The sequence below is a fragment of the Neisseria cinerea genome, from assembly GCF_900475315.1.
GTDB lineage: Bacteria > Pseudomonadota > Gammaproteobacteria > Burkholderiales > Neisseriaceae > Neisseria > Neisseria cinerea.
Map to the genome: position 1 here is coordinate 359565 of NZ_LS483369.1, position 15773 is coordinate 375337.

A 15773-nucleotide genomic window follows, 5' to 3' on the forward strand; every position below is an offset into this window, starting at 1 on the left:
ATCTACACCTGCTTACAACAGAAGGTAATAATATGACATTAACTAAAGCCGAATTGGCCGATATTTTGGTAGATAAAGTCAGCAATGTAACCAAAAACGATGCCAAAGAAATCGTCGAACTCTTTTTTGAAGAAATCCGCAGCACTTTGGCTCGCGGCGAAGAAATCAAAATTTCCGGTTTCGGTAATTTTCAGTTGCGCGACAAACCGCAACGCCCCGGCCGTAATCCGAAAACCGGCGAAGAAGTACCGATTACCGCCCGCCGCGTAGTCACTTTCCATGCCAGCCAGAAACTTAAAGGCATGGTGGAACATTACTATGACAAACAACGTTGATCTGACGATTCCTGCAAAACGTTATTTTACGCTGGATGAGTTGTGCAGGCTGTTGCAAATCGAACCCGAAGGATTTGCACGTTGGCAGCACGATCACGGCGTAGTCGTAGGTCATGGCGGCGAACACTATACCCGTTTGGATGTGGTCAAACTGTTGAAACTGCGAAGTACGTTTGCTCCGTATTCGGCTGATGGGGAGTCAGGTTCGGATGGTGATCCTCAGGTTACGGTTCAGGAAATCAGAGACAGCCTGAAAGAGCTGTTGGCTGATTTGGATAAGGAACTGGGCTGATTTGAAACCGGTTGCAGATATGCAGCCGGTTTTATTTTTGCATGGTAAGAATAATTTTTGCGTGATTTCACGTTTACTTGCCGGAAGCATATGGTATCGTTTGCGGGAAGACGGTAGTTGCGCGTTCCAAGTAAACGGTTTTTTCGGTTATTCAAATATCAAAAGGATGATGATTAATGAGATTTTTCGGTATTGGTTTTTTAGTATTGCTGTTTTTGGAGATTATGTCGATTGTGTGGGTTGCCGATTGGCTGGGTGGTGGCTGGGCATTGTTTCTGATGGTTACGGGTTTTGTTGTCGGCGTGCTGATGCTCAGGCATACGGGGATGTCCGGTATTTTATTGGCGGGAGCCGCAATGAGGAGCGGGGGGAAAGTGTCTGTTTATCAGATGTTGTGGCCCATCCGTTATACGATGGCTGCGGTCTGTCTGATAAGCCCGGGATTTGTATCTTCCGTATTGGCTTTGCTGTTGCTGTTGCCGTTTAAAGGTGCTGCCGTATTGCAGCCTGTCGGGTCTGAGCATTTTTTTAATATGAACCAATCGGGTGCTAAAAAGGATACTCCCTACGATGATGACATTATCGAAGGTGAGTATACGGTTGCCGAACCTGACGGTGATAAACACCGAAATGCTATCGAACATAAAAGGGATGAGCCAATATAAACCCAATGCCGTCTGAAGATTCAGACGGCATTTTGCCGTATTGAAAATAAAATGATGCAGGAGTAGGGAGGAATGGGTTTGAGGGAGTAGAATACGAATTTCGACGCTTGAATGCAGCAATAAGAAAAGAGAGAAACTTTATGCCGTCTGAACAGGAAAAACCGGTATCTTTGTGTGATTTTGACCGCACCCACCTGCTCCATCCCTATACGTCCATGACCGACCCGTTGCCTGTTTATCCGGTACGCCGTGCGGAGGGTGTGCATATCGAATTGGCGGACGGCACGCGGCTGATTGACGGGATGTCGTCTTGGTGGTGTGCGATACACGGTTACAATCATCCTGTTTTGAATCAGGCGGTTGAGACGCAGATTAAACAAATGTCGCATGTGATGTTTGGCGGTTTGACGCATGAGCCTGCGGTGGAACTGGGCAAATTATTGGTCGGGATTTTGCCGCAGGGGCTGGACCGTATTTTTTATGCGGATTCAGGTTCGGTTTCGGTGGAAGTTGCGCTGAAAATGGCGGTGCAATACCAGCAGGCGCGGGGTCTGACGGCGAAGCAGAATATTGCGACGGTGCGGCGCGGGTATCACGGCGATACTTGGAACGCGATGTCCGTCTGCGATCCGGAAACGGGAATGCACCATATTTTCGGCAGCGCGTTGCCGCAGCGTTATTTTGTCGATAATCCGAAAAGCCGTTTCGACGATGAATGGGACGAGGCGGATTTGCAGCCTGTCCGTGCCTTGTTTGAAGCGCATCATGCGGATATTGCCGCCTTTATTTTGGAACCGGTCGTACAGGGCGCGGGCGGCATGTATTTTTATCATCCGCAGTATCTTCACGGATTACGCGATTTGTGCGACGAATTTGATGTCGTGTTGATTTTTGATGAAATCGCCACCGGATTCGGGCGTACTGGCAAGATGTTTGCCTGCGAACACGCGGAGGTCGTGCCGGATATTATGTGTATCGGCAAGGGCTTGAGCGGCGGCTATATGACGCTGGCGGCGGCAATCACTTCGCAAAAAGTCACCGAAACGATTTCACGCGGCGAGGCGGGCGTGTTCATGCACGGCCCGACGTTTATGGCGAACCCGCTGGCGTGTGCCGTGGCCTGCGCTTCGGTCAAGCTGCTTTTGTCTCAAGATTGGCAGGCAAATATCCGCCGCATTGAAAGCATCTTAAAAGATCGTTTGAAAGCCGCATGGGACATTCGCGGCGTGAAAGACGTGCGCGTTTTGGGTGCTATTGGCGTGATAGAGTTGGAAAAAGGTGTGGATATGGCGCGTTTTCAAGCGGATTGCGTGGCGCAGGGCATTTGGGTGCGCCCCTTCGGCAGGCTGGTGTACCTCATGCCGCCTTACATCATTTCAGACGGCCTCTTGACCGAACTTGCCGACAAAACCGTACAAATCTTGAAGGAACACAGCAAATGAAAGGCGTTTACTTCGTCAGCGGTATAGACACGGACATCGGCAAAACCGTCGCCACCGGTGTATTGGCAAAACAATTGTTGCAGCAGGGCAAAAGCGTGATCACGCAAAAGCCCGTGCAAACCGGTTGCCAAGACATCGCCGAAGACATCGCCGTTCACCGCAAAATCATGGGCATACCCATGCAGGAAGCCGATGAACAGCGTCTGACTATGCCTGAAATCTTCAGCTATCCCGCCTCGCCCCACCTTGCCGCCCGTCTGGATGGCAGGGATTTGGACTTGGACAAAATCCGTACCGCCACGCAAGAATTGGCGGCGCAATACGAAATCGTCTTGGTCGAAGGCGCAGGCGGATTGATGGTTCCGCTAACTGAAAACCTGTTAACTATTGATTATATTCAAGAACAGGCTTATCCCGTCATTCTTGTTACCAGCGGACGGCTCGGCAGCATTAATCACACCCTGCTCAGTTTCGCCGTGCTCAAACAATACGGCATTCGCTTGCACAGCCTCGTATTCAACCATATTCATGACAGCTCTGACGAATGCGTTGCGCAAGACAGCCTGAACTATCTGCAATGCCGTCTGAAAGACAGTTTCCCCGAGGCCGAATGGTTGGAGTTGGATAAAACAGACACGGTATAAATATTAGGAAAGATATGGAACACCTATTTGGGAAATGGCTGCCTGACTTGCCTGCCTCCGTTTCAGACGGCGTCAGCTCGTCGATGAGTCAGTTATTGAAAGCCCGGTCGCTGACGGCCGCATTGCGTGCCTTGCCTCATATATTTTCGGTGGAACTGCTGAAACTGGGTGAATTGGAGACGGAATGCGGAGGGAGGCTGGTGCGCGAAGTTTTGTTGAAGCTGGACGGTATCCCTGTTGTCGCGGCAAGGAGCGAGTGTCGAATAGGTTCGGCGTTTTGGCAAGATATCTTGGATTGCGGCACGCGTCCTTTGGGCGAGCGTCTGTTTCAGGCAGATTTGGAAGGGGCGCGTTCGGCATTTGAGTTTGCCGTTTCCGGCGAAGAATGCGGGCGGTACTTTGCCGCGCGGCGTTCGCGGTTTTCCCATCACGGCGAGGAAATGCTGCTGACCGAGTATTTTCTGCCCGAACTAAAACGCTTTATCGGATAAAATACCGTTTTTTCAAGCTGTGCGGCAATATGAATCCTAAATCCCCTTTATTTTTACGACTGTCCGATCGTTTAGACGTTTATATCAGACTGATGAGGGCGGACAAGCCCATTGGGACGCTGCTTTTGCTGTGGCCGACCTACTGGGCATTGTGGTTGGCTTCAGACGGCATTCCGGATTGGACGGTATTGGCGGCGTTTACAATCGGTACGTTTTTAATGCGCAGTGCCGGTTGCGTCATCAACGATTTTGCCGACCGCGATTTTGACGGGGCTGTCGAGCGCACTAAAAACCGTCCGTTCGCACAGGGCCGGGTCGGAAAAAAAGAAGCACTGCTGCTAACAGCATTTTTGTGCCTGCTTGCCGCATTGTGCCTGATTCCGCTGAATTATCTGACATGGCTGATGAGCCTGCCCGCCCTGTTTCTTGCGCTGACTTACCCGTTTACCAAACGTTTTTTTCCGATTCCCCAATTTTATCTGGGACTTGCCTTTTCCTTCGGTATCCCGATGGCGTTTGCCGCAGTCGTCGGAAACGTACCTTTTGAAGCGTGGATCCTATTTGCTGCCAATGTATTGTGGACGTTGGCTTACGATACCGTCTATGCGATGGCGGACAAAGAAGACGATCTGAAAATTGGCATTAAAACGTCAGCCGTCACGTTCGGGCGTTACGATATTGCCGCCGCCATGTTGTGTCATGGAGGCTTTACCCTGCTGATGGTCGCGCTGGGTATTGAAATCGAGGCGACATGGGCGTATTGGGCGGCGGTACCCGTCACTGTATGGCTGCAATCTCTTCAATACAGAGCCATTAAGAACCGCAATCGGCAGGTTTGTTTCCAAACCTTTCTCGCCAACAACCGCATCGGTCAGGTCTGGTTTCTTGCTATTTTTGCACACACATTCTTGATGGCCCACCAATAGAATCATGCCGTCTGAACATCGGGAAAATACATTGGACGACAGGTTTATTCATGCCGAAAACTGTTAAAATATGTTTTGAAAACGTAGTGTTATGTCAGTCCGTACCGTATGTGGGATTGAGGTTTACCCTGACAGTCGGTACAATTCTTCTGTTTTACGATGTCTGAAAAGAGAAGCTTATGAGCCTTATTGGCGAGATTTTGCCTTTGTCCCATATTGTTTTGGATATGGAAGTGGGCAGTAAGAAAAGACTGTTTGAGGAGGCCGGCCTGCTTTTGGAGCAAGAATCCTCATTGTCTCATGCTGATGTTTTCGAATGTCTTTTTGCACGTGAAAAACTCGGTTCGACCGGTTTGGGGCAGGGTGTTGCCATCCCTCACGGCCGTTATGCCGGCGTCAGTCAGGCAACCGGTGCCTTTATCCGCATCCGCGAGCCCATCGGATTTGATGCGCCCGACGGCAAGCCGGTTTCCCTGGTTTTTATTTTGCTGGTTCCGGAAAATGCGACGGGCGAGCATTTGGAGGTTTTATCCAAATTGGCCGGCAAGTTTTCTCAAAAAAGCATCAGGGAATCACTGATGACTGTTTCCTCTGCGGAAGAAGTCCGCGCCATCCTGACTGAAGAGTAATATGCCCAGTATTTCCGTCCGCCGCCTTTTTTCCGACAACCAATACAAGCTGCAGCTTGCATGGGTTGCCGGTAATTCGGGTGCGGACAACCGTATCGGCGTCGAGGCGGACAAACCCGTCCTCGCTTTGGTCGGCCACCTGAATTTTATCCACCCCAACCAAATCCAAGTGGTCGGTTTGGCGGAGTCGGAGTATCTGAACCGTCTCGAATCGGGTGAAATCTGCTATCGGTTCGGAGACCTGTTCGATATTTCCATGTCTTTGGTTATCGTGGCAAACGGCTTGCCGGTTTCTCCCAGCTTGCGCGACTATTGCCATAAAAACGATATCCCCTTGCTGACTTCCAAGCTTGAAAGCCCGTATCTCATGGATGTGTTGCGGATTTACCTGCAACGTACCCTGGCGGCATCAGCCATCAAACACGGCGTATTTCTCGATGTATTCGAGGTTGGCGTACTAATTACGGGGCATTCCGGTTTAGGTAAGAGTGAATTGGCGTTGGAGCTGATTTCACGCGGACACAGCCTGATTGCCGACGATGCGGTTGAGCTGTTCCGTATCGGACCGGAAACGCTGGAAGGTCGCTGTCCACCTATGCTGCGTGATTTTTTGGAGGTTCGCGGCCTAGGGATACTCAATATTCGCCATATTTTTGGTGAGACGTCCATACGCCCGAAGAAAGTGCTGCAGCTGATTATCAACCTTGCCGCAGCAGACGATGAGTACATGAAGCAACTCGACCGTCTGAGCATACGTACGGAGACCGAGTCTATCCTTAATGTCAACATCCGTTCGGTTACGCTGCCTGTCGCGGTCGGACGCAACCTTGCCGTATTGGTTGAAGCGGCGGTGCGCAATTATATTCTCCAGTTGCGCGGCAAAGACAGTACGCGCGAATTTTTGGAGCGTCATCAGACGCAGCTTAAAGAAAACGAGCAATACAATGAAAATAGTCCTGATTAGCGGCCTGTCCGGTTCGGGTAAATCCGTTGCCCTCAGGCAGATGGAAGATTCGGGTTATTTTTGCGTAGATAATCTGCCTTTGGAAATGCTCCCGTCGCTGGTGTCGTATCATATCGAGCGTGCCGACGAAAGCGAATTGGCCGTCAGTGTCGATGTACGTTCCGGCATAGACATCGGACAGGCGCGGGAACAGATTGCCTATTTGCGCGGACTGGGGCACAGGGTTGAAGTTTTGTTTGTTGAGGCGGAAGAAAGCGTGTTGGTCCGCCGGTTTTCCGAAACCAGGCGAGGACATCCTCTGAGCAATCAGGATATGACCCTGTTGGAAAGCTTAAAGAAAGAACGGGAATGGCTTTTCCCGCTTAAAGAAATCGCCTATTGTATCGATACTTCCCAAATGAATGCCCAACAGCTTCGCCAAGCCGTGCGGCAGTGGTTGAAGGTCGAACGTACCGGGCTACTGGTGATTTTGGAGTCATTCGGATTTAAATACGGCATACCGAACAACGCGGATTTTATGTTTGATATGCGCAGCCTGCCCAACCCGTATTACGATCTTGAACTGAGGGCGTTTACCGGTACGGACCAACCGGTCAGGGATTATTTGGACGGACAGCCGCTTGTACAGGAAATGGTTGACGACATCGAAAGGTTTGTTACGCGTTGGCTGCCGCGTTTGGAGGATGAAAGCAGGAGCTACGTTACCGTCGCTATCGGTTGCACGGGAGGGCAGCACCGTTCCGTCTATGTTGTCGAAGAGCTTGCCGGAAGGCTGCAGGGGCGTTACGAGTTGCTGATACGACACCGACAGGCGCAAAACCTGCCGAGCCGTTAATCCCGTTAAACAATTATGCCGTCTGAAACCCCGCTTTTTTGTTTCAGACGGCATTTAAAATATTGAGAAGAAAGGAAAGATATGGCAATCCAATGGTTTCCCGGCCACATGAACAAAGCAAAAAAAGCCATCGCCGAACGCGCCAAAAGCGTAGACATGGTGATTGAAATGCTGGATGCGCGAATGCCCGCCTCTAGCGAAAACCCCCTGCTTGCCCAACTTTCCAAAGGCAAACCCAAACTCAAAATCCTAAACAAACAAGATCTTGCCGACCCCGAGCGCACCAAAATCTGGCTCGAACACTATAACAGCCGCCCAGATACCCGCGCCATCGCCCTCGACTCCTATGAAACAGGCGCACACGGCAAAATTACCCAAGCCTGCCGCGCCATGATTCCCCACCGCCAAGGCATAGACAAACCCCTGCGCGTCCTCATCTGCGGCATCCCCAATGTCGGCAAGTCCACCCTCATCAACGGCATGATAGGCAAAAAATCCGCCAAAACCGGCAACGAACCCGGCATCACCAAAGCCGAACAACGCCTTTTCCTTGCCGACGACTTCTGGCTCTACGATACCCCCGGAATGCTGTGGCCGAAAATCATCGTTGAAGAAGGCGGCTACAACCTTGCCGCCGGCGGCGCAGTTGGACGCAACGCGTTGGACGAAGAAGAAGTTGCCCTCGAACTCTTAGACTACCTCCGCCGCCACTACCTCCCCATGCTGCAAGAACGCTACCAAGCCGACAAAGACCCCAGCAGCCACTGGGACGACAACTCATGGCTCGAGTGGATAGCCAAAAAACGCGGCGCAGTCCTTAGTGGCGGACGGATCAACTACCAAAAAGCCGCCGAAAACATCCTCACCGATTTCCGCGAAGGCAAAATCGGCAGAATCACTCTCGAAACGCCGAACCAATGGGAAACATGGCTCAAAAAAGCCCGTCAGAAAGAAGCTGAACTAAAAGCCATTCGCGAAGCCAGAAAAGCAGAGCGTAAAGGGCAGAAGCCTGCGGACGAGTAGAGTGGCATAGAGGAATGCCAAAAGAGGTTTCACTATCTTTAGAAAGGTCGTCTGAAACTTCAGATAGATTGTTCAGACAACCTGTTTGTAAAATTAAAAACCAACATCTAAAACAGAAAAGAACCCTTATCCAAGGCTGTCTGAAAAATATTTAAACCATTAAATCCTGATGTTATGACTGAAAAGCTCCCTCCCGACGCGCTCATCGAAGCTGCGCTTTTGACCCAAGCCGAACCCTTAAACGAAAAGACCATGCGAGAATTGTGTGTACCGCCGCTGTCGCAGGACAAATTAATCGACGTGTTGGCGCAGTTGAAAACACGTTGGCAGGGCAGGGCGTTGCGACTGGTGCATACGCACGAGGGCTGGCGTTTTCAAATCGTGCAGACGGCATTCGAGCGGCTGGGCAGCCTCCAAGAACAGCGTGCGCCGCGCTACTCCAGGGCTGTGATGGAAACGCTGGCGATTATCGCCTACCAGCAGCCGGTAACGCGTGGCGATATCGAGGGTATACGCGGCGTAGCGGTGTCGCAGAATGTGATGCAGACCTTGCAGGATCGGGGGTGGATTGAGGTAATCGGACATCGTGATACGCTTGGCAAACCAGCATTGTGGGCGACAACAGCAACGTTCCTCAGTGATTTGAGTTTGAACAGCTTGGAAGAACTGCCCCCGTTGACAGAACTAGGCGAATTGGTTTTGCCCGATTTAATGGAAATGCCCCCTGCTGATGAAGAAGAATCGGAAACCGCACCATCCGATATGTTGCTCAATTGAAATCAGGATGCCGTCTGAAATGCATATTGCTTCAGACGGCATTTCAACAAATAAGCAGATAAAATAAACCCCATCTAAAAATAAGAAAAAACTTATTTCTAATTTAAAAAATCTTAGTTATAATTCGAATATCTAAAGCTGATATTTCTTTTGTTAGTCGAATTACTAAGGAATCCTCACAATGCTTCTAACACTTTCTTTGCGAGATTTTGTTATTGTCGAAAATCTGAATCTTGATTTTCAAAGCGGGTTTACTGTATTGACCGGCGAGACGGGTGCGGGAAAATCCATTACCTTGGACGCAATCGGCTTACTGTTGGGCGATAAGGCAGATTACAGCCAAGTGCGCCATGGTGCAAAAGAGGCTCAACTGTCAGCACTGTTTGATATTTCCCATTTGCCTTTTTTAAAAGAAGAATTGCATGATCAAGGGCTATTAGATGACGGCGAAGAAGAACTTAGCATCCGCCGCATTATCGATGCCAAAGGCAAAAGCCGAAGCTTTATCAACAATCAGGCAGTTACATTGGCGCAACTCAAATCTGTGGGCAGTCAGCTTATCGATATCCATGGACAAAATGCCCATCATTCGCTTAATCAGGAAGCCGCCCAACGGAATCTTCTAGATGCATTTGCAGGCAGCAAAGAGCAGGCGGAAACCGTCAGACAGCTGTATCAAAACTGGGTCAATGCTAAAAAAACACTGCAAGAGGCGCAGGAACACGCCGAGACCATCATTATCGAGCGTGAACGTTTGGAGTGGCAATTCAATGAATTGAGCCAGTTAGACGTAAAAGAAGGCGAATGGGAATCCCTCAGCCAAAGCCATGACAGTCTTGCCCATTCTGCCGAGCTGTTGCAGGCTGCCGAAGAAGTCGGAGATAAGATTGACGGTGATAACGGCATCCAACGGCATATTTACCAATGTCAAAAGCTATTGACCAATTTGCAAAACATCGAGCCGCGTTTTGCCGAGAGCCTGAATATGTTGGCAAGTATCGAAGCCGAACTGGGCGAGATCAGTGCCAATATGCGCGATGTGGCCGGACGCAGCGACATCAATCCCAATGAATTGGCAGCTCAGGAGCAGCGTATGGGCGAGCTGATGGGAATGGCGCGGAAATACCGTATCGAACCTGAAGAATTGCCACAAAAGCTGGCTGAAATCGAAGAGCGCCTGCAAAGCCTGCAAGCTGCTGCCGATTTGGAAGCATTGACGCAAACCGTTGCCCGCAACCTTGTCGAATATCAGGAAGCCGCCCACATTCTTTCCGCTATGCGCCATCAGGCTGCCGGTAGGCTTAGTGAAGAGACGACAGAAAATATGCAGCATCTTGCCATGAAAGGTGCGCGTTTTGACATTGCCCTACTGCCGTCTTCCCCGACGGCGCACGGCTTGGAGCAAGTACAGTTTCAAGTTGCCGCTAACAAAGGTAATCCACCCCGTCCGCTGAACAAAGTCGCATCCGGCGGCGAACTTGCCCGCATCAGTCTGGCTTTACAGGTTGTTACCAGCCAATACACGGAAATCCCAACGCTGATTTTTGACGAAGTAGACACCGGCATCGGCGGCGGAGTAGCCGAAATGGTCGGTAAGGCGTTACGCACTTTGGGTAAAAAACATCAGGTGCTTGCCGTTACCCACCTTCCTCAAGTCGCATCCTGCGGAGAAAATCATTGGCAGGTACGAAAACATAGTGGAGGCGAGCAAACCGTCAGTGAAATCAGCGTGTTGGATGAGGGACAACGGATTGAGGAAATTGCCCGTATGCTGGGTGGGGAAGTAATTACCGAAACGACACGCCTACATGCGGCTGAATTACTTCAGCTTGCATCATAAAATAGTTGGTTTTGAAATCATTATGTTACATAGAATGTCTGCTATGAGGCACTAAAAAAGTAGACAAGATACGAATATATCTGTAGTATTTCGACTTTATAAATCACTTAAACAAGTGATTGTGCTGCACCCGTAGCTCAGTTGGATAGAGTATCTGGCTACGAACCAGAGGGTCGGGCGTTCGAATCGCTCCGGGTGCGCCAATAAAAAATACAATATGCGCCCATCGTCTAGCGGTTAGGACATCGCCCTTTCACGGCGGTAACCGGGGTTCGATTCCCCGTGGGCGTACCAATTCAAAATGCCTCCGATTATATCGGAGGCATTTTCAATTTCCGTTTTTATATACGGATAGATATTCCTGCATAGGTATATATTCTATTTTATCAATTGATTACCTATTATCGTTGGGTTTTGGTGTTGTATATGCTAAATGTATTGGCATAGATACTTGAATGAAAGTAGGTCTATGGTTGGGACATTTAATATGCTTGTCGGTTGAGGGAAAATATTACTGGTATTGTATTGACTGATTTTTCGCATACTCACTGATTTTTTAAAATCTTTTTACATGGTTATAGAAATCTCGGTGAGGAAGGTAATAAAAGTTTTAGGTTGTGTATGTGTCGCAGCATTGAGACCTTATCTAAGATATGAATATTAGCCTAGAGTTTCAAAGAGAATGTGGCAAAGGCTTAAGGAGTCAGGTTTTGCCTTCTGACGATGGCGCGGATAACGGTACGGTTGGGGTGTAGGGCGTGGCGCAGGCGTTTTGAGAGAGGATGGGGCAACCCTAGGATTTCGGCTGCAATGGCGGCGGCGCATATGGGGGCGGTGGCGAGTCCGCGGGTGCCGTGTGCGGTGTTGGTGTAGGCATTGGGCAGATATGGGCATGGGGTGTCGATGCGGTAGTTTTTGTCCAGTGCAAGTTTGGCGTAAGTCTGCTGCATGGCGGCAATGTCGCCGAGTGCGCCGACGATGGGCAGATGGTCTGGGCTGTCGCAGCGCATGGCGGCGTGCCCTTGGTATTTTTGAGGGTTTGGGTTGGTAGTAAACAATGATTCGGCAAGGGAGGGCTCAAGATGTGCCAATGCTTGGCGGTTTGAGGCTTCTTCGGCTTTGTTCCATCCGGTATTGCTGCTGTTGGGAATAAAACTTGCACCGTAGCAGTGCAGCCCGTGCCATGACGGGCTGATGTAACTTTCGCCTGAAACGGCACAACGCAGTTGTTCGGAAAATGGGGTGGATGGTGTGAGGCCGGTTTGTCCGCGTATTTGTCTGAGGGGTAGGGAGGAGAGGTTGGTTTCAGGCAGGTAGGAGCTGTGCGCACCGGTGCAATAGATGATGTGTGTGGCGGAAAATATGCCGTTTGGCGTGGTCGCAATCCACTTCTCTCCGTCGTGGGAAATGTCGGTTAACGGTGTGTTTTCGTGTAGTCCAATCAGCGGATGGTTGAGGAGGGCGTGGACGAATGCGGGCGGATTGAGCCATACGCCGTGCTGCCAGAAGAGGCCGCATGATGGTTCGGTGTAGGGAGCAGTGAGCGGGATACCGGCGATTTTTTCGGCTTCTGCAGACGTGATGCTGTGGTAGAGGTGTGCATGGTGTTTTTGTAACCCCAATTCGTGATTGCGACGGTATTCGTCTTGGTTGTAATTGAGGTGGATGATGCCGTTTCCGCCCCATGTGTCGGAGTCGGGCAGGATGTGTTCGAGCAGGCGTTTGGTGTAACCGTAGCCGGTGAGCAAAAGTTCGGTTTGTTCGGTATCGTGTGGCGAGATTTTGGCATAAAGCAGCCCTTGACGGTTTCCGCTGGCGGCTGATGCGGCTTTGCCTGCGTCCAATACGGTAACGGATATGCCGTATTCTGCCAGTATGTAGGCGGTTGCCGCTCCGGATATGCCTGCACCGATGACGAGGATGTGTTTCGGTTTTTGCCGTTCGGACGTGTACGGATGTGCAAACCAAGGTTTGTCGGGTGTGTTTTCTGCTTGTGCGGCCGCTTCGGACTGCCATGAAATATGTTGGAAATGTTCGTGTAGGCGGTTGGTGCGTGAAGGTGGAACCAGCCAGAAACGGACATCGGGCAGGATGTGTTCGATCAGATTGATGCTGTTGAATTGTAGGCACTGCAGTGCTTGTTCTAAACGGTGTTTCAGACGGCATTCTCCGTCCGAAGCATCTTGTGCGGTTTGAAAATCGGGAATCTTATAATCGGGTAGGCAGATAATCAGGTTGAGCGGTTGCGCGCGTTTGTCGATAATATTGTAAAGTGTGCGGATGTCGGGAATGCCGTTCCATGCGAGATTGTCCATATCAATGCCGTCTGAAATGTGGGTTTGAATATCGGTATCGGGATAAAGCTGTTAAAATACCTGCCGTTTAAAGGCACGCATGCGCCTGCCGGATATTGTATGCCGAATCGAGGTGTTTTTTGAATAATATTCCTGTTGAAATCCGGTTGTTGAAAAACCGTACCGTGTTGGTTTTGACTTATGGGGACGAACCTAAGGAGCTGTCCGCCGAATTTTTACGCGTGCATTCTCCGAGTGCGGAAGTGCGCGGACACGGTGTGGGACAGGATGTTTTGCAGACCGGTAAGGCGGATGTGCAAATTACGGATTTACAGCCTGTCGGTCAGTACGCGCTGAAAATCAGTTTTTCGGACGGACACGACAGCGGGCTTTACGATTGGGACTATCTGCACGGGCTGGCATACGGACGTGATACCATGTGGCAAAAATATCTGGACAGGTTGGCGGCGGCAGGTGCATCCCGTTTTGCAGGGAAACAGGGTTCTTAAAGGGTCGGGATTCCGACGGACAGTATCGGTATCAGAGAGGTGGTCAGAAAATGGGCGAACAGAAAACGCATTTCGGATTCAGTACGGTAAATGAAGATGAGAAAGCCGGCAAAGTGGCGGAAGTCTTCCATTCGGTTGCAAAAAACTACGACATTATGAACGATGTTATGTCGGCAGGGCTGCACCGTGTGTGGAAACACTTTACCATCAATACGGCATACTTGAAAAAAGGAGACAAGGTACTGGATATCGCGGGCGGTACGGGTGATTTGTCCCGAGGGTGGGCAAAACGTGTCGGCAAAGAGGGCGAAGTTTGGCTGACCGATATTAATTCTTCCATGCTGACCGTCGGGCGCGACCGGCTTTTGAACGAAGGCATGATTCTTCCCGTATCGCTTGCCGATGCGGAAAAACTGCCTTTCCCTGACAATTATTTTAATTTGGTTTCCGTGGCGTTCGGTTTGCGGAATATGACGCACAAGGATACCGCGCTGAAAGAGATGTACCGTGTTTTGAAACCTGGCGGAACATTGCTGGTATTGGAGTTTTCCAAAATCCACAAACCGCTCGAAGGCGCATACGATTTTTATTCTTTCAAGCTGTTGCCGGTGATGGGCAGGCTGATTGCGAAAGATGCGGAGAGTTACCAGTATCTTGCCGAATCTATCCGCATGCATCCTGACCAGGAAACTTTAAAGCAAATGATGCTGGATGCCGGATTTGACAGTGTGGACTATCATAATATGAGTGCGGGGATTGTGGCCCTGCATAAAGGCGTTAAATTCTAAAACGGTTCCCTTGATAATGCCGTCTGAATGGTTTTCAGACGGCATTTTGGTATTTTCAAGGACTAGGCAATTAATTTAAAAAATTAATTCATTTTATTATCATTAGGTTATAAACTTTCTAAAAAATAGGAACAATTATCATTTGCAAAATATAAAGATGTCTGTATAATGCAATCAATCCAGTAAATAACACAGCAGACAAAAGGAGGGAAAAAATGCCGGAAAGTATTTTTAAACAGATTTCCCTCGATATTTTGAGGCTGCATCGTGATTCTGTTCATTCCCTGCTCGCAACTTCGGGTTGCAACTGTCAGGTACATGAAGCGGCATATGTCAATATTGACGGTAAATATTATATTTCGCTTTCATGCGAGCCTGAGGTAGGAGAAGTTAAAACAGGGATTTTGCTGATTGAAGATGAAAGCCGCAGCTTGCGTTTGAGCTGGGTTGGCAGTGCTCGGGAACTTGACCGCAAGGATAGTGTCTATAAGCGTGCCTTGTCTGCGCTATCCAGAAAGATGGAGCGGTGTAAAGACAAGCTGCATACGGCGGTTCAACCATTTTTGTTGGAGCTGGTGCCGGAGAAAGGCAGATTTTCTGTCGGTGATGAAGAAGTTTGGATTTCTCAAAACGATTTAGTGAGAGCTTTATATCCTGTCGGATACAGTATGCGGCAGGCAATGTTGTAGATTTAAAGTTTTGGTAGTGGTTTGTGTTCCTTTTGCGCCCCTTTGTCAAGGGGCGATTTTTTTTGCGTACAGATCGGCGGCAGGATAAAAATGCCGTCTGAAAAAACTTAGACGGCATTTGCATATATCGAATTATTTATCCGTCAGGAGGTGGATACCTTGATCGCCAAGCTTTCCGGACAATTCGGCGGCTTTTCCGTGTTTGCCTAGGATAAAATCAGGGAGGATTTCTGCCAAAGGACGCATGACAAAACTGCGTTCGTGGGCGCGCGGATGCGGTAGGGTAAGATGGGGATCGTCGCTGAATATGCCGTCAAAGTCGATGATATCCAGATCTAATGTGCGCGGCGCATTTATAAAACTGCGTTTTCGTCCGAAATCAGCTTCGATACGGTTGAGTACGGAGAGCAGTGAGATACCGTCCATGTCGGTGGATACGGCGCAGACGGCATTGACAAAGTCAGGTTGGTCGTCATAGCCGACGGGGACGGTAGCATATAGGGATGAGGTTTTCTGCAGCTGAATATCGGGATGGGACGACAGTGCGTCCAATGCGCTGCGTATTTGTTGTACGGGGTTGTCAAGGTTGCTGCCTAAGGCGATGATGGCAAAATGTCTGTTGTTCATGGC

The 15773-nt window shown here is 49.8% G+C and carries 18 protein-coding genes and 2 tRNA genes; 18 read left to right on the forward strand and 2 right to left on the reverse strand.

The window, feature by feature from the left end; translation table 11 throughout:
- Positions 1–32: 32 nt before the first annotated feature.
- The 15 genes from DQM57_RS01915 to DQM57_RS01985 all read left to right on the forward strand — a co-directional run bounded on the left by DQM57_RS01915 (position 33) and on the right by DQM57_RS01985 (position 11157).
- A complete protein-coding gene (locus DQM57_RS01915) occupies positions 33–335 on the forward strand; it encodes an integration host factor subunit alpha (protein WP_003675494.1) in 303 nt (100 codons plus the stop codon).
- Positions 319–627, forward strand: a complete 309-nt coding sequence (locus tag DQM57_RS01920; protein WP_111726528.1) for a hypothetical protein — start codon at positions 319–321, stop codon at positions 625–627. Before DQM57_RS01915 ends, DQM57_RS01920 begins: the two co-directional genes overlap by 17 nt.
- A 176-nt stretch (positions 628–803) precedes the next feature.
- Complete coding sequence (locus tag DQM57_RS01925) at positions 804–1292, forward strand: FxsA family protein (protein ID WP_111726530.1); 489 nt, start codon at positions 804–806, stop codon at positions 1290–1292.
- A 140-nt stretch (positions 1293–1432) separates the two neighbouring features.
- Positions 1433–2734: an adenosylmethionine--8-amino-7-oxononanoate transaminase gene (bioA, locus tag DQM57_RS01930; protein WP_111726532.1), complete on the forward strand. Its 1302-nt coding sequence runs from the start codon at positions 1433–1435 to the stop codon at positions 2732–2734.
- Positions 2731–3378 carry a dethiobiotin synthase gene (gene bioD / locus DQM57_RS01935; RefSeq protein WP_111726534.1) on the forward strand — a complete coding sequence of 216 codons (648 nt, stop codon included), beginning with the start codon at positions 2731–2733 and terminating at the stop codon, positions 3376–3378. The genes bioA and bioD overlap by 4 nt, the downstream gene beginning before the upstream one ends.
- Positions 3379–3392: 14 nt before the next feature.
- Entirely contained in the window at positions 3393–3869 is a 477-nt protein-coding gene (locus DQM57_RS01940; RefSeq protein WP_111726536.1) for a chorismate--pyruvate lyase family protein, read from the forward strand.
- Between the two features lie 29 nt (positions 3870–3898).
- Positions 3899–4795 (forward strand): 4-hydroxybenzoate octaprenyltransferase, encoded by an 897-nt coding sequence (gene ubiA, locus DQM57_RS01945; protein WP_108043235.1) that lies wholly within the window; start codon positions 3899–3901, stop codon positions 4793–4795.
- A gap of 179 nt (positions 4796–4974) precedes the next feature.
- The gene (gene ptsN, locus DQM57_RS01950; protein ID WP_003675481.1) at positions 4975–5424 is read left to right on the forward strand and encodes a PTS IIA-like nitrogen regulatory protein PtsN; all 450 of its coding nucleotides are present in this window, start codon (positions 4975–4977) and stop codon (positions 5422–5424) included.
- Between the two features lies 1 nt (position 5425).
- Complete coding sequence (gene hprK / locus DQM57_RS01955; protein WP_111726538.1) at positions 5426–6388, forward strand: HPr(Ser) kinase/phosphatase; 963 nt, start codon at positions 5426–5428, stop codon at positions 6386–6388.
- Complete coding sequence (gene rapZ / locus DQM57_RS01960) at positions 6369–7223, forward strand: RNase adapter RapZ (protein ID WP_111726540.1); 855 nt, start codon at positions 6369–6371, stop codon at positions 7221–7223. Before hprK ends, rapZ begins: the two co-directional genes overlap by 20 nt.
- 81 nt (positions 7224–7304) lie before the next feature.
- The gene (ylqF, locus tag DQM57_RS01965; RefSeq protein WP_111726542.1) at positions 7305–8246 is read left to right on the forward strand and encodes a ribosome biogenesis GTPase YlqF; all 942 of its coding nucleotides are present in this window, start codon (positions 7305–7307) and stop codon (positions 8244–8246) included.
- 174 nt (positions 8247–8420) lie between these two features.
- Positions 8421–9023, forward strand: coding sequence for an SMC-Scp complex subunit ScpB (gene scpB, locus DQM57_RS01970; RefSeq protein ID WP_111726544.1), 603 nt, complete (start codon positions 8421–8423; stop codon positions 9021–9023).
- A gap of 181 nt (positions 9024–9204) precedes the next feature.
- Positions 9205–10863: a DNA repair protein RecN gene (gene recN, locus DQM57_RS01975; RefSeq protein ID WP_111726545.1), complete on the forward strand. Its 1659-nt coding sequence runs from the start codon at positions 9205–9207 to the stop codon at positions 10861–10863.
- A 126-nt stretch (positions 10864–10989) separates the two neighbouring features.
- Positions 10990–11066 (forward strand) — tRNA-Arg (locus tag DQM57_RS01980).
- A 16-nt stretch (positions 11067–11082) separates the two neighbouring features.
- Positions 11083–11157, forward strand: a tRNA-Glu gene (locus DQM57_RS01985).
- Between the two features lie 401 nt (positions 11158–11558).
- Here the strand turns inward: DQM57_RS01985 and mnmC1 are convergent.
- On the reverse strand, positions 11559–13178 hold the full coding sequence (mnmC1, locus tag DQM57_RS01990; RefSeq protein WP_111726548.1) for an FAD-dependent 5-carboxymethylaminomethyl-2-thiouridine(34) oxidoreductase MnmC1: 1620 nt from the start codon (positions 13176–13178) through the stop codon (positions 11559–11561).
- Between the two features lie 119 nt (positions 13179–13297).
- On the opposite strand from mnmC1, the gene DQM57_RS01995 reads away from it, so the two are divergent.
- The 3 genes from DQM57_RS01995 (at position 13298) to DQM57_RS02005 (ending at position 15143) form a co-directional block, all read left to right on the forward strand.
- On the forward strand, positions 13298–13666 hold the full coding sequence (locus tag DQM57_RS01995) for a gamma-butyrobetaine hydroxylase family protein (RefSeq protein ID WP_167395510.1): 369 nt from the start codon (positions 13298–13300) through the stop codon (positions 13664–13666).
- Between the two features lie 50 nt (positions 13667–13716).
- Positions 13717–14454, forward strand: a complete 738-nt coding sequence (gene ubiE / locus DQM57_RS02000; RefSeq protein WP_003677520.1) for a bifunctional demethylmenaquinone methyltransferase/2-methoxy-6-polyprenyl-1,4-benzoquinol methylase UbiE — start codon at positions 13717–13719, stop codon at positions 14452–14454.
- A 215-nt stretch (positions 14455–14669) separates the two neighbouring features.
- Positions 14670–15143, forward strand: a complete 474-nt coding sequence (locus tag DQM57_RS02005; protein ID WP_107859237.1) for an NGO0322 family iron-responsive protein — start codon at positions 14670–14672, stop codon at positions 15141–15143.
- Positions 15144–15275: 132 nt separating this feature from the next.
- On the opposite strand, the gene folK is transcribed toward DQM57_RS02005, so the two are convergent.
- On the reverse strand, positions 15276–15770 hold the full coding sequence (folK, locus tag DQM57_RS02010) for a 2-amino-4-hydroxy-6-hydroxymethyldihydropteridine diphosphokinase (protein ID WP_108043224.1): 495 nt from the start codon (positions 15768–15770) through the stop codon (positions 15276–15278).
- Between the last annotated feature and the right edge of the window lie 3 nt (positions 15771–15773).